General features: G+C 50.4%; 20 protein-coding genes and 2 pseudogenes. 8 read left to right on the forward strand and 14 right to left on the reverse strand.

All coding sequences use genetic code 11. The features are described 5' to 3' along the window. Positions 1-13: 13 nt before the first annotated feature. Positions 14-2,605, reverse strand: coding sequence for a YdbH family protein (locus DCX48_03745; protein QXE13697.1), 2,592 nt, complete (start codon positions 2,603-2,605; stop codon positions 14-16). A 373-nt stretch (positions 2,606-2,978) separates the two neighbouring features. Between DCX48_03745 and DCX48_03750 the strand changes: the two genes are divergently transcribed. The 3 genes from DCX48_03750 (at position 2,979) to DCX48_03760 (ending at position 7,542) form a co-directional block, all read left to right on the forward strand. After that, positions 2,979-4,532, forward strand: coding sequence for a PAS domain-containing methyl-accepting chemotaxis protein (locus DCX48_03750; GenBank protein ID QXE13698.1), 1,554 nt, complete (start codon positions 2,979-2,981; stop codon positions 4,530-4,532). A 344-nt stretch (positions 4,533-4,876) separates the two neighbouring features. Continuing rightward, a complete protein-coding gene (locus DCX48_03755) occupies positions 4,877-6,430 on the forward strand; it encodes a PAS domain-containing methyl-accepting chemotaxis protein (protein ID QXE13699.1) in 1,554 nt (517 codons plus the stop codon). A gap of 119 nt (positions 6,431-6,549) precedes the next feature. Continuing rightward, on the forward strand, positions 6,550-7,542 hold the full coding sequence (locus DCX48_03760) for a 2-hydroxyacid dehydrogenase (GenBank protein QXE13700.1): 993 nt from the start codon (positions 6,550-6,552) through the stop codon (positions 7,540-7,542). A gap of 32 nt (positions 7,543-7,574) precedes the next feature. Here DCX48_03760 and DCX48_03765 read toward each other — a convergent pair whose 3' ends face one another. Beyond that, the gene (locus DCX48_03765; GenBank protein ID QXE13701.1) at positions 7,575-7,865 is read right to left on the reverse strand and encodes a DUF333 domain-containing protein; all 291 of its coding nucleotides are present in this window, start codon (positions 7,863-7,865) and stop codon (positions 7,575-7,577) included. 558 nt (positions 7,866-8,423) lie between these two features. On the opposite strand from DCX48_03765, the gene DCX48_03770 reads away from it, so the two are divergent. Then, a complete protein-coding gene (locus DCX48_03770; protein QXE13702.1) occupies positions 8,424-8,696 on the forward strand; it encodes a hypothetical protein in 273 nt (90 codons plus the stop codon). Positions 8,697-9,052: 356 nt separating this feature from the next. On the opposite strand, the gene DCX48_03775 is transcribed toward DCX48_03770, so the two are convergent. Then, complete coding sequence (locus tag DCX48_03775; GenBank protein ID QXE17138.1) at positions 9,053-9,313, reverse strand: colicin transporter; 261 nt, start codon at positions 9,311-9,313, stop codon at positions 9,053-9,055. Positions 9,314-9,374: 61 nt separating this feature from the next. Beyond that, positions 9,375-9,902, reverse strand: coding sequence for a hypothetical protein (locus DCX48_03780; GenBank protein ID QXE17139.1), 528 nt, complete (start codon positions 9,900-9,902; stop codon positions 9,375-9,377). A gap of 104 nt (positions 9,903-10,006) precedes the next feature. Here DCX48_03780 and DCX48_03785 point away from each other — a divergent pair. Both DCX48_03785 and ttcA read left to right on the forward strand, forming a co-directional pair. Continuing rightward, positions 10,007-10,111: pseudogene (locus DCX48_03785) on the forward strand (site-specific integrase). Positions 10,112-10,188: 77 nt separating this feature from the next. Beyond that, positions 10,189-11,124 carry a tRNA 2-thiocytidine(32) synthetase TtcA gene (gene ttcA / locus DCX48_03790; GenBank protein ID QXE13703.1) on the forward strand — a complete coding sequence of 312 codons (936 nt, stop codon included), beginning with the start codon at positions 10,189-10,191 and terminating at the stop codon, positions 11,122-11,124. Positions 11,125-11,578: 454 nt separating this feature from the next. Here the strand turns inward: ttcA and DCX48_03795 are convergent. The 3 genes and pseudogenes from DCX48_03795 to DCX48_03805 form a co-directional block, all read right to left on the reverse strand. Continuing rightward, positions 11,579-11,785 (reverse strand): annotated as a pseudogene (locus tag DCX48_03795) (hypothetical protein). A gap of 67 nt (positions 11,786-11,852) precedes the next feature. Further along, on the reverse strand, positions 11,853-12,836 hold the full coding sequence (gene zntB / locus DCX48_03800; protein QXE13704.1) for a zinc transporter ZntB: 984 nt from the start codon (positions 12,834-12,836) through the stop codon (positions 11,853-11,855). 139 nt (positions 12,837-12,975) lie between these two features. Continuing rightward, positions 12,976-14,592 carry an oligopeptide ABC transporter substrate-binding protein OppA gene (locus DCX48_03805; GenBank protein QXE13705.1) on the reverse strand — a complete coding sequence of 539 codons (1,617 nt, stop codon included), beginning with the start codon at positions 14,590-14,592 and terminating at the stop codon, positions 12,976-12,978. Positions 14,593-14,757: 165 nt separating this feature from the next. On the opposite strand from DCX48_03805, the gene mpaA reads away from it, so the two are divergent. Continuing rightward, positions 14,758-15,477: a murein tripeptide amidase MpaA gene (mpaA, locus tag DCX48_03810; GenBank protein ID QXE13706.1), complete on the forward strand. Its 720-nt coding sequence runs from the start codon at positions 14,758-14,760 to the stop codon at positions 15,475-15,477. Positions 15,478-15,556: 79 nt separating this feature from the next. Further along, complete coding sequence (locus tag DCX48_03815) at positions 15,557-16,060, forward strand: thiol peroxidase (GenBank protein ID QXE13707.1); 504 nt, start codon at positions 15,557-15,559, stop codon at positions 16,058-16,060. A 67-nt stretch (positions 16,061-16,127) separates the two neighbouring features. Here the strand turns inward: DCX48_03815 and tyrR are convergent, their stop codons facing one another. From tyrR to pspA, 7 genes are all read right to left on the reverse strand, one after another. Next, positions 16,128-17,696 carry a transcriptional regulator TyrR gene (gene tyrR, locus DCX48_03820; GenBank protein ID QXE13708.1) on the reverse strand — a complete coding sequence of 523 codons (1,569 nt, stop codon included), beginning with the start codon at positions 17,694-17,696 and terminating at the stop codon, positions 16,128-16,130. Positions 17,697-17,832: 136 nt separating this feature from the next. Then, positions 17,833-19,377, reverse strand: a complete 1,545-nt coding sequence (locus DCX48_03825) for a M20/M25/M40 family metallo-hydrolase (protein QXE13709.1) — start codon at positions 19,375-19,377, stop codon at positions 17,833-17,835. 157 nt (positions 19,378-19,534) lie between these two features. Continuing rightward, positions 19,535-20,578 carry a TIGR01620 family protein gene (locus DCX48_03830; protein ID QXE13710.1) on the reverse strand — a complete coding sequence of 348 codons (1,044 nt, stop codon included), beginning with the start codon at positions 20,576-20,578 and terminating at the stop codon, positions 19,535-19,537. Then, entirely contained in the window at positions 20,575-21,972 is a 1,398-nt protein-coding gene (locus DCX48_03835) for a YcjX family protein (GenBank protein ID QXE13711.1), read from the reverse strand. The genes DCX48_03830 and DCX48_03835 overlap by 4 nt, the downstream gene beginning before the upstream one ends. Before the next feature lie 175 nt (positions 21,973-22,147). Then, positions 22,148-22,513, reverse strand: a complete 366-nt coding sequence (pspC, locus tag DCX48_03840; GenBank protein QXE13712.1) for an envelope stress response membrane protein PspC — start codon at positions 22,511-22,513, stop codon at positions 22,148-22,150. Beyond that, positions 22,513-22,737: an envelope stress response membrane protein PspB gene (gene pspB, locus DCX48_03845; protein ID QXE13713.1), complete on the reverse strand. Its 225-nt coding sequence runs from the start codon at positions 22,735-22,737 to the stop codon at positions 22,513-22,515. Before pspB ends, pspC begins: the two co-directional genes overlap by 1 nt. 101 nt (positions 22,738-22,838) lie before the next feature. Then, the gene (gene pspA, locus DCX48_03850) at positions 22,839-23,504 is read right to left on the reverse strand and encodes a phage shock protein PspA (protein QXE13714.1); all 666 of its coding nucleotides are present in this window, start codon (positions 23,502-23,504) and stop codon (positions 22,839-22,841) included. Positions 23,505-23,550: the final 46 nt, after the last annotated feature.

Here is a 23,550-nt window from a genome sequence, read left to right on the forward strand (position 1 = left end):
TCCTGCCTTGAGTTTATTCATTCGCCTGCTGTTCCAGCGTATCCCGCAAGTTATCGCCAAAGCGCAAACTGCGCCATAGTTGGAAGATATTCTCCTGATGGCGATAGTTAAGAATAACCTGTCGTTTCGCGCTGAGCTGCGGATTTTTCCCCTGCACCCGCGACGTTAATGTCAGCTCACCTTGGTTATTCAGGTCAAGCGTGGCATAAGAACGCCCGATCTCCAGATAGCGCAACCAACCAATCGCCGCACCGCCCGCCAAACTTTTACTCGCTAACTCGTCTGCCAGTTGGTTATCCAATCGTAGCGTCAGGAAACCATCGTTGGTAATTCGTCCACCTTCAATCAGCGTGGTCGGATGATTAAAATTCAGCGGAAGCGTACCACTCACACGCCCGGACAGCGCAAACTGCTTTTGCTTTACCACAGTGATCAGTTCGCTGAGATCGACACTCTTAACGGTGAGAAGTGCCGGCTCACGCTGCGGCCAGCGCAACGTGGACAGGCCGACATGCCCATTCAATACGTCCATATCAGCCTGAGACATAATCAGCGGTCGTCGCTCACTGTACGGATAAAACCCTTGTAGATCGACGCGGATATTGTTCATCCTAAACAGGTTATCCAATACATCGATTCGCAGCGTGACGGGCTGCTTGACGCCCAGTTGCCAACGTTGATCTTTCAGGCGATAAGGGAGAACAAAATTTACCCCGCTAACTTCGCCATCCTGTAGCCATAGCCCACCATTTTTCACCACCCAATGTCCGCCAGCGCTGAACCCTTCTTTACGTGCAGCGGAAAAGGCCGCCTGTGCGTAAAACTGTCCGGTGCGGATATTCATTTTCAACAACGGGGAAAGCAGAGGCTGAAACACCTTAAGCGGCTGTATTGGCCACCATGCGCCACCGCGCAGTCGCTCACCATCCCAGCGTCCGCGCAGCCTAACGGGCCCAATATCTTCAGCCTGTAGCTGCCCCTGTAGCTGGAAATCATTTGGGCTGCGCCCCTGCATTTCCAGCGTTAACAATGAAGGCGGTAAATAGCCACCGTTGCTGAAGTGCGCTCGCTCGGAGGCCAGTTGCAACGCCCCTTGAAAATGTTCGCCTGAGCGGGCGCGCTGCCAACGGATCGGCTCAGTAATCGTCAGGCGAGGCTGGTGTACCGTCACAATGCCATAACCCAGTTGGTCCAGCCCACTCGACAGTTGGCTCACTTCAATCAGCGTATCCTGCCAACGACCTCGACCCGCTACGTCCCACTGTCCTTTCAGCGGCGGCAGGCGACCACTGCCCCAATAGCGCCATTGCCACTCACCTTGGTCCGGCCAGAAATCCTGCGCCTGACCGTCAAGGTGCAGGTTAAAGCGTCCCCAGTATGCTTCCCGTGCCTTCACAATCGCCTGTAGCCGCCCATTCACGCCCGTCGCACTGATCCTAACGCCAGCCAGCGGCCAACGCGCTTCTTCAAGATAAATCTGTGGTGCGGGCGTTCCCCAGGCACGTAGCAGCGCGCCCGGTAAAAGAGAGAGTTCGGGGTTGAGAATAGAACCCTGCAAAATCCCCGGTAGCGTCGCCGTCAGGGAGAGCGCCGGTAAGTTAGCCTGTCCGGTAAGCTGAAAGCGCAATTCACTGTTGAGCAAACCGATATTGCCCGGCCCCAGCACCAACACGGCGTTAGCCTTGCCGTTATGTCCTTGCGTCAGCATATTCAACCGCGCATTAATCGTGGTGGCATCCAGCCCTTGCCGCCAGTGCTGTAATGTCATGGCTACTTGCCCTGAGAGTGGCTGATCCGCATAAGGCCAGCGCCAGACGCCGTTAATGACCTGAATAACGTCATCCGTCAGTTGCCACGGCAGCGATATCAGCGGCGTCTCATCATTCGCCGCATTCAGTACCAGTTCGCCTTGCTGCTTATGCCAATCCAACAGGAGCGAGAGCGGATCCGGCGTCTGCCCTGAATCCAGCTTGCCGGTAAGCCGCCCCCGCACCGGTGCGGCATCCAGTGTATCGGCCAACTCCATCTCACCACTGACTTGTAAACGCACAAATCCTGCTGGCGTGGCAAGCGTGCTTTCATGCAGAGTCAGGCGTGTATCATTTAGCTCTGCCCTAAACGCTAACTGATCGCCCTGATAATCGAGTGTTTGTTGTTGTTTGCCATCGCTACTGAACCTCACCTGTCCGGCATAATCCTGCCAAGGCTGTAGCGTAAATGTCTTTACCTGAATAGTGGCAGCAGGCAGTCGCCGCTGCCATTGCGATAGCTGCACCGCAGGTTCAGTGCTGTTACCTGCTGGCACATGCTGCAAGCAGTCGCTGTTTAACGTCACAGCATCAATATCGGCATGCCATCGCCAGCTATGCCAGCGCAACGTCATATTCCGTACGTCAAATAGCGTGCATTCCCCAGCCGTAATACTGAATCCCGCGCTATGTAGCCCGCCGCCCTGCCAGCCAGGCGACCCATTTACGGTCAACGACAGGCCCGCAGGTAGCCAGATTTCGGCAAGGCGCGGCAGCCACTGTGGCAATGCCCGCCAGGAGAGAAACAGCAAGGCTGCCAACAGAAAAGCGATTGGAAGTGCCTGTTTTTTAATCATTAGAGAATGTTAAGCATATGTTCAATGTCCGTAAAAATCCGTCCTGAATTTACCCGTTGATTGTTCATTCACAAATAGCTCTTTTTATTAACAAATAACCCTACCCAACTCACATTTAGCCCTATTGTGCGTACAGGCTCATTACCCTTTCGTGGTAAAATGTTTAATTGAGGTTATATTTTGTAATGAATCTCGTTATCTCATCATGAACAAAGCGTTTCTGGGTGGATATCAGGATTATCTCCTTCTGTCCGAATCGCCTTAAAAAAAAGCAATGAGCAACCTGAACCATTACCGCTATCCGCTGATTCATTTTCGTGGGTATGCCTCATGTTAAATCAGTAATCGGACACAGCATATCAAGGACTGCTTTATGCGTAATAACACCCCAGTCACCGACCATCAACTCCCGCTTTCTGAAAAAACCAGACTCATGTCGGTCACCACGCCAGAAAGCCACATTACTTATGCAAACAAAGATTTTATTGATGTCAGCGGCTACACCACCGATGAGCTGATGGGGCAGCCCCATAATCTTATCCGACACCCGGATATGCCACCAGCCGCCTTCGCAGATATGTGGAAAACGCTGCGTGCAGGGAATATCTGGACGGGAATTGTAAAAAATCGGTGCAAAAATGGCGATCATTATTGGGTAAAATCCAGCACCACGCCGTTGAGAAAAGGCGGTGAGATTACCGGTTATATGTCTGTGCGAACCGCCGCGTCGCCCGACGAAATTCGCCAAGCCGAGACGCTCTATGCCAGTGCGAACGAAGGTAAACTGAAACACCGCACGTTCCATCACGGTCTACTTATTTATACTGGACCATTGCGTATCCTGAGCCTTTTTAAAACCATGCCGCTACGCTGGCGCATCCGCAGCTATTTTCTGCTCTTTAGCCTGATTCCATTAATCGCCGCCTATTCCCTACTGGCGGGAACGGCATTGGCTTCTGTGCTTTTTCCGCTGCTTATCGCCTGCTGTTTTGTCAGTGGAGAGCTTCTGGTGCACCATGTCGCCCGCCCCATCGAGCAAATATTGGCTCAGGCCATGCGTTCCGCTGCCGGACAGGCAGACAATCTAACGCAGCTTAATCGCGTGGATGAAATTGGCATGTTAATGCGGGCAGTAAACCAGTCCGGTATGAACTTCCGCACTTTCGTGGACGATGTGAACACCAATCTGAGCGAGCTGAAAAACGCCTGTAATGAAATCGCGCAAGGCAACCATACGCTGGCACAGTGCTGCGAGGAGACGGAAAAAAGCCTGCAACAGACTGCCGCGTCCGTGGAACAGCTCACTGCAACAATAAAAAGTAATGCGGAAGCCTCGCTTCAAGCCTCTATATACACGCAGGATGTGAATCAGGCGGTGAACTCTGGCGAACAGGCCGTCAGCCAGGTCTCCGATACGATGGAGACGATCACACGCTCCAGCGAACGCATTACGGATATCGTCAGCGTGATGGATAATCTCGCGTTTCAGACTAATATTCTCGCCGTGAACGCCGCCGTCGAAGCTGCGCATGCCGGAGAACAGGGGAAGAGTTTTGCGGTGGTCGCGAGTGAAGTTCGTTCGTTAGCGCAGCGCAGTGCCTCCTCCTCCAGCGATATTTCGACCATTATTGACGAAACGCTGAATAGTATCCGTACCGGCGAACAGCAGGTCTCGCATACACACAAATCCATGAGCAATATTCTGCTTCAGGTTCAGCACGTCACTAATTTGATGAATGAGATCAGCCTCGCAACGCAGGAACAATCTTTAGGGCTGGAGCAAATTAATGAGGCGGTAAATCGCATTGATGAACTCACACATCAGAATACCGCATTGGCCAGTCAGTCACATTCAGCCACCGATCACCTGCAACAGCAGATATCGAGTATGGTACAGGCTGCCTCGGTCTTCAGCCTTTCCCGCTAATCTCATCTTTAACGGGCGCTTACATCAGGGCGCTCGTCGCCTTCCCTCTCATCATCTCCCGTCGTTCTTCAACATGTGTTGCCCACAGTGCAAATTTGCAAAGGCATAATATACTTAGCAAATGAATGCTTTTGGTCATCAGCATGCGCGTTTGCAGCCAGTCAGGTCGGACAACTACTTTCCGAAAGGGAAAATAACGTAAGAAACTAATGAGAATATATAAATCCCTGAGCTAATTATTTCTTAGACATTGCCGTTAATTAGATAGCGTTAATCGTTTTTCAGTTAGCTAATGGATCTAAAAACATCATATTTACGCTTGCTTATACTAAAAGGATCAATAAATGCGTAAGAATTTTCCTGTCAGCGATATTCAGTATTTATTAGATGAAAAAGCCAAGCTAATGTCGGTTACGACCACCGATAGTCATATCACTTATGCAAATGACGATTTTATTGATGCCAGTGGTTACGACTTTGAGGAAATCCTCCACCAACCTCACAATATCGTACGTCACCCAGATATGCCCCCGCTGGCGTTTGCCGACATGTGGGCAACGCTGAAGGCAGGTAAAATCTGGACGGCGGTCGTCAAGAACCGCCGTAAGAGTGGCGATTACTATTGGGTGAAGGCCAGTACGACGCCGCTGATGAAGGAAGGGAAAATAACAGGATATATGTCGGTGCGAACGCGCGTTTCTCAGGAAGAGATTCGACAAGCTGAAGCGCTTTATCATCAAATGAATGAGAATAAATTAAAAAACCGCCGACTGTATCAAGGATTGCTGATTTATAAAGGGCCGCTCAAGTTCCTTAGCTTATTTAATGTCATTCCGGTACGTTGGCGGATTAGAAGCTATGTTTTCCTTTTCATGTTATTCGCGCTTCTTTTCTTACTCGCAACCCTTCCACTCACCACACCGTTATTCGTTTTTGTTTTGGCGCTACTCGCTGGCGCGACAATAACCAGTGAATTATTAGTTCAGCACTTGGCAAAACCGCTGGAAAAAATTCTCCGCCAAGCCATTAATTCTGCATCCGGGCAGGCGGATAACTCGTTTCAACTTAATCGGGTGGATGAAGTGGGCATGTTATTACGCGCCGTCAATCAATCCGGTATGAATTTCCGTACGTTTGTCGATGATGTCAACGGCAAGCTGGCCGAGCTACGCCACGCCTGCGGCGAGATTGCTTCTGGGAATTACACGCTCAGCCAGCGCTGTGAAGATACCGCACAAAGTTTGCAATCTACTGCGTCATCAATGGAAGAGTTAACGGCAACGATTCAAAGTAATGCGTCTGCCACACAGTTGGCGACACGATGTGCAAATGATGCCAATCAGGCTGCCGACGCTGGCGAGAAAGCGGTCAACCAAGTAACAGAGACGATGGCGACCATGACGCGTTCCAGCAAAGAGATCACCGACATCATCAGCGTGCTGGATAATCTGGCGTTCCAGACCAATATTCTGGCGCTTAATGCGGCAGTAGAAGCGGCTCATGCTGGAGAACAAGGAAAGAGTTTCGCCGTGGTTGCGGGGGAAGTTCGTATTCTGGCACAGCGTAGCGCTGCTGCCGCAAAAGACATCGCGGAGATTATCGACACCACGATTGCGAATATTCACACCAGCGACAAATTGGTCAACCATACCAGCCAGTCAATGCAAAATATTTTAACGCAGGTGCAGCAGGTTACGCAGCTTGTGAATCAGATCAGCTTGGCGACACAAGAGCAATCACAAGGGCTGGGGCAGATTAATTCCGCAGTGAACAACATTGATGAATTGACGCGCCAGAACACCATCTTAGCGACACATTCCAGTTCTGCCATCAACAGCCTGGAACAGCAGATATCTACCATGTCCGAAGCCGTATCGGTCTTCAGCATCCCTCGCTAAATCCGTTCTTATGCAGTTATCACCTCTTATTTTCAAACCGTTACTGTCAGTAAGGTAACGGTTTGTCACCGCCCAATTTTCTGATAGCTTAATCTGAGGATTTTTCGGAGAAACTATCAATGAAACTGGCAATTTACAGCACTAAGCAGTATGACCGTAAATATCTGGAACAGGTCAATCAGCAGTTTGGCTATGAACTGGAGTTTTTTGATTTCATGCTGACCTCGCGCACAGCGAAAACAGCCGCGGGCTGTCAGGCCGTCTGCATCTTCGTGAATGATGATGGCAGCCGCGACGTGTTGACCGAACTGGCGGGGTTGGGCATTAAAACACTGGCGCTACGCTGCGCAGGCTTTAACAATGTCGATTTGGAAGCCGCCAAGGAGCTGGGTATCAGCGTGGTACGCGTTCCCGCGTATTCCCCCGAGGCCGTCGCTGAGCATGCAGTCGGCCTGATGCTGACGCTCAACCGCCGTATTCACCGCGCCTATCAACGTACCCGCGACGCGAACTTCTCTCTGGAAGGGCTGATTGGGTTCAATATGCACAACCGGACGGCGGGCATTATCGGTACTGGCAAAATCGGCATCGCCACCATGCGCATCCTGAAAGGCTTTGGCATGCGCCTGCTGGCATTCGATCCTTACCCGAACCCGCAGGCGTTAGAGTTAGGGGCGGAATATGTCGATCTCAAAACGCTGTACGCCAATGCGGACGTTATTTCTCTGCATTGTCCGCTGACGCCAGAGAATCATCATCTGCTGAATCAGGCGGCCTTTGCACAAATGAAAAATGGCGTCATGATCGTCAATACCAGCCGTGGCGGACTGATCGATTCGCAGGCCGCTATCGATGCATTGAAGCAGCAGAAAATTGGCGCGTTGGGTATGGACGTTTATGAAAACGAGCGCGATCTCTTCTTCGCCGATAAATCTAACGATGTAATCCAGGACGATATTTTCCGCCGTCTATCGGCGTGCCACAACGTACTGTTTACCGGACATCAGGCTTTCCTGACCGAAGAAGCGTTGATCAGTATTTCCCAAACCACGCTACAGAACCTGAAAGACATCAGCCAGAACGTGCCCTGCGCCAATCTGGTTACGCCTTAAGGTTTTCTGCGGCAGTACAGACTGCCGCACATTCACCCCGCAGGACAGCTTCCATTCATCACCGATTGTTCGCTACAGCGCTTACCATTTGCTAACTGACAGGCTCCCACGTTCATACCATCCAGTTGTCTGGCACTCGCCATCGTCCCGCCAATCAATGTACAGTTGACGTCAACCGGAGAACTGCTTTTCAGCAACACCGCGGTACTCCTATCATCATTTTGCATAGCATCTTGTTGGGCAACCGCAGCGTTCTCACTATGATTACTGCATCCCGCCAGCAGGAGCGCAGCAGCAGTACATAGCCATGGCAAAAATTTCATGTTTTGGCCTCGTATCGGATGGACCACAGATTCTGACGCCACATTGGGCACCAAAATCTGACGAATAGACTTTTCAGATAAAGACTATATCCACCACATCTCACGTCGGCAACCGCGATCGTGAAGCAAAAGGCATTATCCCCCTAAACCCCGCACCAGAGGAGACGAAAAAATCATCACTCGGAAGTCAAAGCGATGTACCAAACACCGTGTTTTTTCACGCTAAGCAATCTTTCACATACTTATATTTAATATAGGTAATAGCAAAGATAGCTTGTCGACTTCTTATTAAATAAAACCATAACCATCATTTAATTTAAACATAATAATTAGCTGATAAATCATTTAAATTATTAACACTTCATTGATTTCTTCATTTAAATACCAAGTTTCAGTTATTTTTTTGATATCGCAAATATTAACTTTTTACATAAAGAAAGGAATTAATTATCATTGGTAAATAAAATCACATCGAATAGTGTCATTTCAATGCTCTCAGAAAGACTAATAGAGCATCACAGCAACAATATTAACAATAAAATTAAATAAGGTGACATAATGTCAAATCAACTTCTTAGTGGATGGATTGCTTTCCGTGATTTGAATGATACAGATAAAGCGCTTTTTAAATCTACTGTACATCTGTTGGGCGTGACCTACTCTCCTTTATTTGTCGCAACACAGGTGGTATCAGGCACAAACTATTCTTTTCTGACGAAAGGCACGGTAACGTCTCCAGAGGCACCGCTGAGAATTGTCAAAATCCATGTTTACAAACCGCTAAGCAGCGAGGCGCACATTACTAAAATTGAAGAAGTTCTGCCGCAATAAATAGTTCATAAAATAAATATCACTACGGCTAGTTTATTTATCTTACTAGCCGTAGTACCGTTTTACTGTATATTCCCAACTTGCCAGAACCGCCTCCTATTTTACCTGAACCTCCACCCAGCAATGAAAGTGTATCGCTATTGCTACCTAATAAATTTCCGGGGGTGCGAGGCCACTGCAATCAAAAATCGGTCCAATACCCGCCGACTCCCCAACAGGAATGAACTGACCCCATAATGATTTTGTGGTATAAAAACCGGAGCAACTTTTTAAGGCATACTCCGGTATTTTTCGCGAATTTAGCGCGGATTATCCCTTAACTCAAGTTCAAAGAACTAAAACTAGTAATACTCTGATTAATTAGAAAAACCTACGATAGTGATTATAAAGGCATTATATCCTTTAGAGGAATCATCGTTGATATTTTCGATAGCATTATCATTGCTCTTTTTTATTTCACTTTTATCAGTCAACTTATCGAAACCATCCCACCGAGTGTTCCCATCAGGTTGGAATCCTGGATTCAACCAGTGACCACCTTCGATCATTCCGATTGGTAGATTGCGTTTAGTCGCTTCCTGGCATACTTCAATAGCTGCCTTTGGTGATAATTTCATTACAGCATTACCACCAAGTTCAAAGAAAAATTCACCTTCGCTAAAAAAATCTCGCTTATTTTTATTCATTTTTATCTCCCCAATTAATACGTGAATCATCAACCCATTCGGGATCACTTTTATCACTGAACTGAACGACTTCCCCTGTCCGATCATTAACTACGATATATTTCCCAAATTCGCCATAAACAGAGGCAGGATCATTTCTACCTAAAAAATCAGGGGGCGTCTTTTTAGGACTACACTTATCTTCGGCGCTGCCTTTTGCTCCTTTTGAAACGGTATCTCGAACATCTTGTTCCGTCCACCCACGATTTCCAAGCTGCTCCCTGATTTTATCATCCAACTTCAGCTCAGGAGCTTTACCTTTATCCTTTTCTTGCTCATCCTTCAGCTTTTGATCCGCCGATTTTTTATCCTGCTCAGCTTTTACCCTGCTTTCCAACGCAATAATCAGAGATTTTTCAGCGTTGCTAATTAGTTCCTTGCTCTTTAGCAATTCACTGCGGAGATAACCGTAATATTCCAGAGCTTGCTCTTTGTATACGTCACCTAAGACAAACATAGTTTCGCTAGGATCATTCAGCATATCTTGTGAAAGATTGTTCACAGAATATTTTGTAATGACATCATGCCAAATGATTTCGTCAGTAAACAAAGCACCGGATCCCTGTGCAAAAAGATCGTTGAGATATGAACAAAAAAATTAGCTACTCTTTCTCGTCCATAGGGCAATTGTGGAATGCTGCGGTAAAACGATCTGGCATTCGTCGCCGTAATCCGTACCATACACGCCATGATCACGCAGACCATATTGGCGTCTGCTCTGAACCGTTTTCCACCCGTAACGCCTTTTGCAACGAGCACAGATAAAAATGTCAGAAAATCAACAAACTAACCAAAAAGAACAATACAATTTAAACAAATTGCAAAAGCGCCTGCGCCGTAACGTCGGCGAAGCTATCGCTGATTTCAATATGATTGAAGAAGGCGACCGCATTATGGTGTGCCTTTCCGGCGGGAAAGATAGCTTCACCATGCTGGAGATTCTGCGCAATCTGCAACAAAGTGCGCCAATTAACTTTTCTCTGGTCGCAGTGAATTTGGATCAGAAACAGCCGGGATTCCCGGAACATATTCTGCCGCAATATCTTGATAACATCGGCGTGGAATACAAGATCGTCGAAGAAAATACCTACGGGATTGTGAAAGACAAGATCCCGGAAGGAAAAACGACCTGCTCGCTGTGTTCACGCCTGCGCCGTGGGATTTTATACCGTACCGCGACAGAGCTCGGCGCAACAAAAATCGCCCTTGGCCACCACCGCGACGATATTCTGCAAACGCTGTTTCTGAATATGTTTTACGGTGGAAAACTGAAAGGTATGCCACCAAAGCTGATGAGCGACGACGGTAAACATATCGTCATCCGCCCTCTTGCCTACTGCCGTGAAAAAGATATCGAACGCTTTGCTGAAGCCCGCCAATATCCGATTATTCCGTGTAATTTGTGCGGCTCACAGCCCAATCTGCAACGTCAGGTGATTAAAGACATGCTGCGCGATTGGGATAAACGCCACCCTGGTCGTATTGAAACCATGTTCAGCGCTATGCAGAACGTTGTTCCTTCTCATCTTGCCGATCATGCGCTGTTTGATTTCAAAAACATTCGTCACGGTAGCGACGTGGTGGATGGTGGCGATCTGGCTTTCGACCGCGAAGAACTGCCGTTACAGCCTGCGGGCTGGCAGCCGGAAGAAGATGACGACGCATCGCCAATTACTCGCCTTGATGTGTTGGAAATAAAATAAGCGCGACATTCTCATTAGGGAATGACATTACCGTCAAAAATAGAGACACGGTGGCAAGAAGCAGAAATTACTGTTTCACCACCGTGTTTTTTATTTCCGTTTTCCACCAAGCACAGCTATCTATCTTGCGGTGGTTCAGTGACAGGCTCGTGTTCCGGCCCTGTGGGTGGGTCAGGAATTGGCGGTGGATCGGGGAGTGGATAAGGTGACGGGTCGTTCGGCACAATAGGAATCGGTTCAATGGGAACCGTGTCGGCTTGCAGATAATCCGTCGCGCCTTGCATGAGCATATTTTCCTCCTCGGTGTTGGATAATGTTAAAGCAAATCCAGCTACTGAAGCAGTACAGACATGCGTTACAACTGGTCAAGCAGCACCAGCGCTTCCCTTTAAGCATAGTAAGCTAATGAATAAAATGCCAAAGGCATTTTACAACGTCGCCTGCGACGGCCCGAAGGGTGGATGGAAAAGGAAGGAACCGGATCGAGGGACAAAAAAAAGCCGACAAAACTGTCGGCGTGGTGTGAATCAATTGTGCTATGCAGTAATTCAAAAAAGGAAGTAAGACAATATGGAGCGCAACGCCCATCGCTTGACGTTGCATTCACCTGCGAGAATGATAGTGCCGCACAACAAGGTAAAAAATGTTGATATTGCTCAATTTACGCGTGGTTTTTTAGCCGTTCGCGACAGTTTGTGATTATCTACGCACTCACTCACCGCGAGTTTCTATAGCCATTTACTGCGCTTTAACCACCATGCAACGCCGCCAACCAATATCACCAACATCAGGCAGAACGTGAAAAAACCAAACGGCGCATCGCCGCCGGGAATTCCCCCTAAATTGACGCCAAATAAACCGGTTAAGAACGTCGTTGGCAGAAAAACCATCGCCAAAAGCGACATCGTATAGGTACGGCGGTTCATCGCTTCGGTCATCAAGGCGGTGATTTCATCCGAAAGTACCGTGGTGCGAGCAACACTGGCATCCAAATCCTCCAACCCGCGCCCTAACCGATCGGCAATTTCCTGCATTCTGCGTCGGTCGTCATCCTGCATCCAAGGCAGCTTCTCGCCGGAAATACGCGAGAATACATCGCGCTGTGGCGTCATATAGCGGCGTAGCACGATAAGCTGTTTGCGAATCAGCGCCAGCTCGCCGCGCGGCGGAATCTTTTGTTCCAGCAAATCGTCTTCCAGATCGATGATTTTCTCATGCAAATCATCAATGAACTCGCTGGTATGATCGGTCAAGGCTTCCGCAATGGAGACCAGCCAGTTTCCGCTGTCCGTCGGGCCATTGCCTTCTTTCAGGTCGGTAAGAATCTCATCGATAGCCAGAATCTTACGGCGTCGAGTAGAGATAATCAGCTTGTCGGTAATGAACACCCGAACGGCCACGAGTTGATCTGGCCGCGCATTGGCATTCAGGTTAATGCTGCGCAGCGTGATCAGCGTACCTTCGCCCAAACGCGTAACTCTGGGGCGGACGCTTTCCCCCGCCAACGCAGTGCGTACGCTATCGGGTACCACTAGCGTTTTATTCAGCCAGCGTGCGCTAGCTGGCACTGTAGAATCCAGATGTAGCCAGCAGGGTTTCTCGCTGTTGACAACGTCTTGCTCGCCAATCGGGGTAATGCCCCCCCTTCCATCCAACTGATACGCATGAACCGCACCGCTGTGTTGCAACTCTTTTCCTGCAAAGGATTCCACGTTTTGCCTCCAACGGTTTTTGCTATCAGCTCTTTACCTATTCGTTCTTTTACTACCCGTTCTGCGTTCTACCAGCCGGAAGATCCATCATGACCACTCCGGCTTTATTACCACATCATTCGATGTATCAATACGGTACTTAATGCTTTTCAATGTAGAGCATATGACTGTACGCCACATCTTCAGGGTTAGTAATCGGATAACCCTTCACCCACGGCTTAATCAAGCGACCGTTGGTATATTGATAGATCGGCGCAATCGGCGCTTCATCCATCAATATCTGCTCTGCTCGGTTGTAGTCCGCATTCAACGCCTGCGGGTTAGTCTGGTTACCCGCTTCATCTAGTACACGATCGTAATTCGCACTTTTAAAGCGGGCGATATTCCCGCTGTGGTGCGATGTCATCAGAGAAAGGAACGTCGAGGGTTCGTTATAGTCACCGACCCAAGAGGCACGCACGACGTCAAAATTACCGCTATTTCGGCTGTCTATGTAGGTTTGCCATTCTTGATTGGATAAGCGTACGTCTACTCCCAACGTTTTCTTCCACATGGAAGCCACGGCAATCGCGATCTTCTGGTGGCTTTCCGACGTGTTGTACAACAACGAGAGTTTCAACGGGTTATTTGGGCCATAACCGGCGGCCGCCATCAGCGCTTTTGCCTGCGCATCCAGCTCATCCTGAGAATATTGCTGCAACAGGCTTTCCGTAGGTTTGAAGCCTGCGGTGACATCAGGCGTAAAGTGCCAAGCCGGCTTTTCCCCCGTGCCCAGCACTTTCTCGGCAATCACTTTACGGTCGATGGCATAAGACAGTGCTTTTCGTACCCGAACATCATTGGTGGGCGCACGTTGCGTATTAAACGCGTAGTAATAGGTGCCAAGCTGCTCTGGCGTATAAACCTGACCGGGTAAATCCTTCAGCAGCTTCTGATACAGATTTTTAGGGAATGACTCAGTGATATCAATATCACCAGACAGATAGCGTTTTGTCGCGTTCGATTCCTGATTGATCGGAACAAAAGTCACCTTTGTCAGGCGCGTGTTGGCGTTATCCCAATAATATTGATTCTGCGTGAGCATCAGCTTCTCATTAACGACGCGATGATCCAGCTTAAACGCGCCATTTCCAACCAGATTTCCCGGCTTCGTCCAGTCGTTCCCGAATTTTTCTACCGTGGCCTGATGGACTGGAAACATGCTGAAATTCGCCGTCAGGCTGACAAAATAAGGTACTGGCTTGCTGAGTTGCACTTTCAACGTGTGGTCATTAACGGCCGTCACGCCAAGTTGATCGACAGGCATTTTGCCCGCGAGAATCTGTTCGGCATTCTGAATCCCCGCGAGCCGGGCAAACCAGGCGAATGACGAGCTGTTTTCAGGCGTGACCAAGCGACGCCAGCTATAGACAAAATCGTTTGCCGTAACGGGTTCACCGTTAGACCAGCGAGCATTATCACGCAGGGTAAAGATAAACGTGCGGTTATCGGTCGTCTGCCAGCGCAGAGCCACACCAGGGACGATGTTGCCCTTCGCATCCTGATTGACCAGACCTTCAAATAGATCACGTGCCACCTGTGCTTCCGGCAGCCCCACCGCTTTTATCGGATCGAGAGAAGCCGGTTCATCTTTAATGTGGCGGACGATTTCCTGTTTCTCAGCCAGAACCGTTCCCGCCGGAACCTGCGCCGCGACAGCATTGCCCGCCATCGCCACCATCAACGCGGCATAAAATGCAGAATATCCATAGTGCATGATGAGTTGACCTGAAAGCGTAATGAATTGATTGAAGAATATAATAGTCAGAAATCATCGCTATCATCCAGCAATACGCCTGCAATTTGTCAATCCACATCACCGTTTGCGTCTCTGAAGCGATTTTTTTATGATGAAATGCATAGGTAACCACAGGGCGATATCATGGAAAACACAATCATTCCGCTTCAGGCGCGTCAGCAACGAGGTAATTTGCCGTCGCTGGGCGAACCTTATGGGAAATCGCTACTAGGCGCACCGCTACTCTATTTCCCAGCCGAATTAGCGCCTTCAGAAAGCGGGCTGATTATTGCCGGGACACACGGTGATGAAACCGCGGCGGTTGTGGCGCTATCCTGCGCGCTTCGCACCCTCTTTTCAGGGCAGCGCCGCCATCACGTTGTTCTTGCGGTAAATCCCGATGGCTGTCAGTTGGGCCTGCGTGCCAACGCTAACGGTGTCGATCTCAATCGCAATTTTCCAGCCAGTAACTGGCAACCGGGGAATACGGTATATCGCTGGAATAGTGCCGCAGATGAACGTGATGTCGAGCTATCCACGGGTGAAACCGCAGGCTCAGAGCCAGAAACAAAAGCCCTTTGCACGCTGATTGAGAAACTTAATCCTCACTGGGTTGTCTCTTTTCATGAGCCGCTCGCCTGTATTGAAGATCCACACGGGTCCGAACTGGGTCAATGGTTGGCGCAGCAATGCGAACTGCCCTTAGTATCGAGTATCGGCTACGACACACCGGGATCTTTCGGAAGCTGGTGCGCCGATCGGTCGCTCCATTGCATTACCGCTGAGCTTCCGCCAATCTCGGCAGATGCGGCCAGCGAATGCTATCTGAACGCCATGGTCGCGTTGCTAAGCCAGCAATTTTAATCGTAATTTTTATACCAATGTTGCTAATGTTGCCCTAAACTGAGCAGCGTGTTAATCACCTGTAATTAAGGACGCAAACATGTCACAGAACGTACATTTTCAAGGCAATCCTGTGCCAGTAGCTGGGTCATTCCCGGCCAAAGGAAGCAAAGCGCCAGCATTCACTCTGGTCGCTAAAGACCTGTCAGATGCTTCACTCAGCAACTATGCTGGCAAGCGCAAAATCCTGAACATTTTCCCAAGCATCGATACCGGTGTTTGTGCCGCGTCCGTGCGTAAATTTAACCAGTTGGGTTCTGAGCTGGATAACACTGTTGTTCTGTGTATCTCTTCCGATCTGCCGTTTGCACAGTCCCGTTTTTGCGGTGCGGAAGGTCTGAACAACGTGGTTGTACTGTCTACCCTGCGTGGCGGTGAGTTCAAAGAAAGCTACGGCGTCGCTATTGCAGATGGTGCGCTGAAAGGTCTGACCGCTCGTGCTGTCGTGGTGCTGGACGAAAATGACAACGTGCTGCATAGCGAACTGGTGAATGAAATCACCACTGAACCAGACTATGACGCTGCACTGGCTGTTTTGAAATAAGCCATACTGCCAGTTATTCGTACTGATGATAGTGAAGAAACGGCTGCGCAAGCAGCCGTTTTGTTATTTACTCTTCGTCATCCCCCGCCGGTTTGCGTTGGCTGAGTCCATATTCCCGCAGTTTGTTGGCTATCGCCGTGTGCGATACCCCTAGCCGCTTCGCCAATTTGCGTGTGCTTGGATAGGATTGATAAAGACGAGTCAGCACAGAGCGCTCAAAACGCTTGTTGATATCATCCAACGAGCCATCCAGCAGAGTTTCATCTTGTGGCACATCAATCGAAAACGCAGGGAGATCGATGTCTTGCATATGCAGTTCGCCACCGTGCAACTGCGTCAGCGCGCGATAAATGGTATTTCTTAGCTGCCGAACATTACCCGGCCAACCGTACTGCGGCAGGAAATGTTCCACATCTGCTGCCAGCTTGGGACGAGGAATTCCCTGTTCGTCGGCAAAACGTGCCACAAAGAGTTCAGCCAGCGGCATAATGTCCGCCGGACGCTCGCGGAGCGGCGGTAACATTAACGTGAGCACATTGAGACGATAATAAAGATCCTCGCGGAATTCCCCACGCTGCACCAGTTCCAGCAGATTTTTCTTAGTCGCGCAGATCACCCGCACGTCCACATGGACTTCATGATCTTCGCCCACGCGGCGGAATGTCCCGTCATTCAGGAAACGCAACAATTTAGTCTGCATCTGTGCCGACATTTCACCGACTTCATCCAGCAGAACTGAACCGCCGTTAGCCTGTTCGAAGAACCCTTTCTTACCTTCCTGCGCATTGAGATACGCGCCGGAAGCATGGCCAAACAGCTCGCTTTCCATTACGTCATCGGGCAATGCGGCGCAGTTCAGCGCCAGGAAAGGATTCTTGCCACGCGGCCCGCGCAGGTGGCAGGCACGCGCCAGCATATCTTTGCCCGTCCCCGTATCACCTACGATCAACAGCGGCGCGTCCAACATCGCCAACTTACGTGCCTGTTCAACCACCTGACGCATTTTTGGACTAGCGGCGACGATGTGATCGAATTCGTTTTCATCGTTCACGGCAAGATTCTGTAACTGTCGGCCCATGCGAGCGGCCGATTTCAACATCACTAGTGCGCCTGCGGTTGCCACGTTACCAGCATCATCTTCCAGGCGGACCGGTGTCATTTCCAGCAAGAAATCTTGACCTCGAATCACTACGCGTTCCGCGACGATGGAGCTACTCTTCTCAAGCCAGTTGGCGAAATTGAAACTGGGAATCATCGTGGCAATCGTCAATTCGCTGATGGTTTCTGCCGATTGTTCAAACAGCGCCAGCGCGGCCGGATTAAACAGTTCCGGTTTCCCTTTCATATCCAGCGAGAACACGGGTTCAGGCATAGACTCCAGCAGCGCATTCAACGCCCGATGCTCACGTTCAGATGGCATAAACGCCACGGTGCGCACATCGCTGACGCTTTCAATACGGCGGATTTCCGTCATCAGTGGACGAAAATCATCAAAATCTAGGGTGGCAAAATTGAGGTAAATACGGCCAATAGACGCAATTTCGATGCCGCGTAAATCAATATGGCGTGACGCAAGCAGATCTAACAACTCACGGACCATACCAATGCGGTCTTCACAAATAACTTCCAGATGCATCAACGGCTACCTTCTTCAAGAGACACGACATGGCTATTGCTACTGATAATACCCTTTCGTTTGCACCGGATGAAGTAAAGTGGCAGCAAAAGTTGACACATCTGTACGTTTTTTCCACGTCAATAACGAAACGAGGTTAAGACAGCGGCGTGGTTGCCATCGCCACAATGGTTCGAATACCTTCCAGATAGTTACCGAGACGTAAATTCTCATCAAAACTATGCTGATTATTATCGGCATTAACTAGAGGCACGATCACGTACGGCACTTTCAACACACTGACCGCACCGCTCATCGGCAGCGTACCGCCCATCATACGGTTCTTCTCCGGTGCGATACCACGCGGTGCGGTTGTGGTGGCAACCGCCCAATGACCCAAGGGAGAATCGATCTCGGTTCTGGCCGCATAGGCGCTGCTCGGATAGGCCGTCAGATGAAGTGAAATCAGATGCGGATACTGCTCGCGTTCTGCCTGTGTAGGCGATTCGCCTGCAATGATATGAAAACCTTTGCTGGCAATATACTGGCGTAATAGCGCATACATATCATCCGGCGGCGTTTCCGGTACGGTACGGATATTCACGCTGGCGGTCGCGGTTGATGGAATGGCATTCGATGCTTTCTTCCCCGTCTCACCAGCTTTAATGCCGAGAATATCCAGTGAAGGATACTGCACCGCCTCTGCCGCATTGCCTGCGACCTTATCCAACTGCGCGACGCCAAAGCGTTTTTCCAGCGAACCCGCAGGTGGTGCAGTCTCGGCTACCTGTTTTTTATCGCTATCACTGAGCGTGACGCGGTCATAATAACCGGGGATCGTGACCTTGCCGTCCGCATCTTTCATGCTGGCCAGCAGCGTAGCCAGATTTTGCACCGGATTTGGAATAACATTGCCATAGCCACCGCTGTGCGCAGCGGCATTCGCACCGAAAACCGTCATGTCTATCTGAATTGAACCACGATTACCAAAGTTGATACCGGGGCGATTGCTGGACGGCATCGCACCATCATAAATCACCATACCATCGCTTTTCAGCAGCGTCAGATGATCGGCCATCACCGTCGTCAGGCCGGGTGAACCTTTTTCTTCTTCGGAATCCAACAACACTTTGATGTTGACGGCCGGTTCAACGCCCTTCTCTTTCATCGCATCCATTGCCGCGAGGAACATCACGATCGGCCCTTTATCATCGGCCGATGCTCGGGCGAAAATACGCCATTCTGGGTTGATGTCCCCTTTCAGAAGACGCGACTCAGGCAGCGTCTGCCATTTACCCGCGGCATCTTTTTCTTTTAGCACAGGCTGCCACGGCGGCGTTTGCCACTCGGACGGATTCACGGGCTGCCCGTCAAAATGCATGTAGAACAGGATGGTTTTACGATCGGACTTTGCCGCACCAAACTCAGCATAAACCAGCGGCTTATCGCCATTCGTCAACGTTTGCGTGGTAAAACCGCGCTTCTGAAACGCCTTTTCCAGCCAGTCGGCATTACGTTGGATATCCGCAGGCACGGCAGCATCATTTTGCAGCGTCAGTAATTCGAGATATTCAGGGAAGCTGTTTTGCGCATAACGTTCAGCATCGGCAGGTGCCAGAACCAACTGGGCACTGGCAGGTAAACAGAGAATGCTCGTCGCCAGCGATAGCGCCGCCAGCGTCAATTTTTTACCGAGAATCATAAAAACGTCCTGTTATACAGAAATGAGAAGTATTTATCCTACACACGATTCTGTAACAACGGTACTCTCTGCCATACCGATACGCTTTTGCATTACATTCCCCAGTTGAACAATGACAAATGACGATGGCGCACACCGTACACCATCGTCTTCACCACTAACGTCCTTTTTGCAGTGTTTCTTTTACCTGACCAATCAGCTCGCGGCGGAAATCACCGAGGCGGGGTTTGTCATCCAGCCACGGCAGCGGGCGACATAATTCCATCGCTTTGATACCCAGACGCGCAGTCAGCAGACCTGCGCCAATGCCCTGTGCGGCGCGGGTCGATAGCCGTGCGGCAAGATCCTGCGACATCCAGTCCATGCCAATTTCCCGCACCAGCTCCGATGCACCGGCAAACGCAATATTAATCAACACCAGACGGAACAAGCGAATGCGGCTGAAATAGCCGAGTTCGATGCCGTATAACGCGGCAATCCGATTAATAAGCCGCAGGTTACGCCAAGCAATAAATGCCATATCGACCAGCGCTAGCGGGCTGACGGCGATCATCAAGGTAGATTCTGCCGCAGAACGACTAATTTCACGCCGCGCCTGCGTGTCCAGTACAGGCTGAACCAGACGCGCATACAATTCCAATACTTCGCGATCGTTGTGCGTTTCGTGGAGTGAAGCCTGCCAGCGCTGTATAGCCGGATGACCGCTATCCAACCCTGCCTGCCGCGCCAGTTTTTCACAGAACTCACGCCCACGTTCCACTCCGTGGCTGTGCAGCAGATCGCGCGCCACATCGCGCTCTTCCGCACGTTCTCGCAGGCGATAGAGTCGTCGCCACTCGACAGCCAATGAGCCAACGCCCGCCGCCACAATCAGGCTGCCCGCCGTAATACCGCCCAGCGCGATCCAATCCTGTTGCACCCAGGCGTTATGCAGCGACTGAACGCCCTGCGCCAGCGCGCTAATGCCGAATAATGCGACGCCCGCCATCACCATACGCCGCCACAGGCTGCGTTTTGGACGTAGCGCCGCACTGATAGCCTCTTCCGCCGCACCTTCTTCCGGCACTTCTTCTTCGCGGCTGATAGGGGAAAATGGCGTGCTGCTCTGCTCGTCAAATGCCAATCCGGCACGTAGTTGTGGCTGCGGCTCTTGCGGTGAAACATCGTCGAACGTAACGCGTGGTTTTAGTGGCTCGTTCATCGCAATTTATCCTTTAGCAGAAAGTCCATGACCGTATCTAGCCGGATATGCGGCAACGGCGTATCTACCGTCATCTCGCGCGGACGAAATTGATCGAAGTGGAAGCCCTGCGTTTGCCAGAATGCAGCGCCCGGTAAACGCGCGGGCACTTCACCGGGATAGACCGTCAACGGTTGACCATCGCTGAGCCGATGCCCTTTCAGCGCCGGAATTTTCTGGCCCTGATGATCGACCACCCCGCTCTGCGTTGATTGAATCGATGCAATGCCTTCACAACGCATATCAATGCCTTCAAATGCCGCGTTCTGCCAGGCCTCTTGCACCAATTGCTGAAGTAAAGACACCAGATTGGAGTGCTGATCGGCGGTAATGTGATCGGCTTTACTCGCGGCAAACATCAGCTTGTCGATGCAGGGCGAAAACAAACGCCGGAACAGCGTGCGTTTACCGTAGTGAAAACTTTGCATCAGTTGGGTCAGCGCCAGCCGCATATCGTTAAATGCATGAATGCCGCTATTGAGCGGTTGCAGGCAGTCGACCAGAACAATCTGTCGGTCGAAACGTACGAAGTGATCCTTATAAAACCCTTTGACGACCGACTGGCAGTAATAGTCAAAACGCTTACGCAGCATGCCGATATTGGTTTTCTCATCCGCCTGCGCCAGCTTGGCCTCACCGATGTTATTCACCTGCGGCCAAGGGAAGAATTGCAGCACTGGCGCCCCGGCCAGATCGCCCGGCAGCACAAATCGCCCCGGTTGGATAAAGTGCAGCCCTTCCTGTTTGCAGCGATGCAGATAGTCGGTGTAGGCCTGCGCTACCTCAGCTAACTGATTTTCATCCGCGGGTGCCAGCGGATCGATTTTCTCACACAGTGCCAGCCAGGGTTTCGCCCATTCAATGCGTCCCCCTTGCAGCAAGCCGCTCATCTGCTGTGACCAGCTCAAATAAGTTTGCTCCAGCAGCGGCAAATCCAACAGCCACTCACCGGGGTAGTCAACAATTTCGAGATAGAGCGTCGAGGTATCTTTAAAATGGCGCAGCAGCGAATCTTTGGAGCGATAGCGCAGCGCCAGACGGATCTCACTCACGCCACGCGTCGGCGTCGGCCAATCCGGCGGTGAACCATACAGCGCTGCCATGCCTTCATCATAGGCGAAGCGCGGCACGCCCAGATCGCGCTGTGGCACACGCTTTACGCCGAGCAAACGCTCTTCGCGCGCGGGGGAAAACATCGGCAGATGCGCACCGCTGTGGGTATTTAATAATTGGTTGACGAACGCGGTGATAAACGCGGTTTTGCCACTACGGCTCAGCCCAGTGACGGCAATACGTAGATGGCGATCCACGCTGCGATTGACCAGTGAGTTAATTTCGTTCTGTAGTCGACTCATCGAATGAACCATCACTCCTGTCGTTGCAAAAGTATGTCGTTAAAAATGCGCATTCAGGCTACCGCATTGATCGCGCAGAAAAAAGCAGCGCGACGCTATCCACTTGCGATCTGCATCGCACGGTAGATAACGTCAGCGGCGGTTATAACGACTAAATGTCATCACTGATGACGAATTACAGATGGCGAAAGCGGTTCTGAACGCCAAACGTATCCGAGGTAACATAGCGCTCAATATTACGTAGACGCTGTTCGCTGGCCTGCAATGTCGCATCTGCCTCATCCAGCAGTTGGCTGGGTGTCCGGGCCGCTTTTTCATCCTCAAATCCCATTCCCGCCGGAGCCGGATCGAGCATAAAGGTCAGAATGATGTAAGCCACAATCGTGAAAAAGAACAGGCCGAAAAACATCGACAGCACCACGATTATCCGCAGGAGTTTCACCGGCACGTCAAAATAACGCGCTAAACCAGCACAAACCCCTTTCAGCATGCCTTCTTCCGGTATGCGATATAACGTTTTACCTGACCACGTATTTTTCATTACGATTTTCTCCAGTCCGGGTGTTCTGCATCCAGAATGTCTTCCAGTGCCCTGATACGCTCACGCATACGGCTGGACTCTTCCGTTAAGCGTGTCAGTCGTTGCATATCGTTTTGTCCCAGTTGAGCACTGTTTTTACGCTGACTGTAATGTAGCCAAAGCCATATCGGTGCCACAAACAACATGAAAATGGTCAGCGGAATGGCAAGAAACAACGCACTCATTGTATCTCCTTAGTATTATTCACACGCCTCAAACAGCGCGAGGGCTAAGCGTTGGCTGCCATTTTGCAACGGCAGCCCGCCCAATAGCGTTTACGCTTTAATTACTCTGCTGGCTTAACTTTAGCTTTAAGTGCCGCCAGCTGCGCGCTGATTTCATCGTCCGCTTTCAACTCGAAAAACTGCTGATCCAGCGATTTTTGTTTCCCCAGCCCGTGGCTTTCAGCTTCCGCTTCCATCGTGTCGATGCGGCGTTCAAACTGATCGAAACGCGCCATAGCTTCATCCAGCTTGCCGCTATCCAGTTGGCGGCGCACATCACGCGATGATGCCGCAGCCTGATGGCGCAACGTCAGTGCCTGCTGGCGAGCACGGGTTTCGCTTAATTTGTTTTCCAGCTCACCGATTTCACGCTTCATGCGCTCCAGCGTTTCATCCACATTTTCGGCTTCATGCTGCAACACGGCGATCAAGTCGGTCAGCTTCTGCTTTTCAATCAGCGCCGCCCGAGCCAAATCGTCTTTATCTTTACGAAGAGCAAGCTCTGCTTTTTCCTGCCACTGCTCTTGCTGACCGTGCGCTTGTTCAATACGGCGGGCGATCTGTTTCTTTTCTGCCAGCGCACGCGCCGAGGTTGAACGCACTTCAACCAGCGTATCTTCCATTTCCTGAATCATCAGCCGCACCAATTTCTGCGGATCTTCAGCTTTATCCAGCAATGAATTGATGTTGGCGTTCACGATGTCGGCAAAACGAGAAAAAATACCCATAATTACATCCTCTTCATGATTTCCAGCGTCTGATTACGCCTGATTT

The sequence above is a fragment of the Pectobacterium atrosepticum genome (assembly GCA_019056595.1).
Lineage (GTDB): Bacteria > Pseudomonadota > Gammaproteobacteria > Enterobacterales > Enterobacteriaceae > Pectobacterium > Pectobacterium atrosepticum.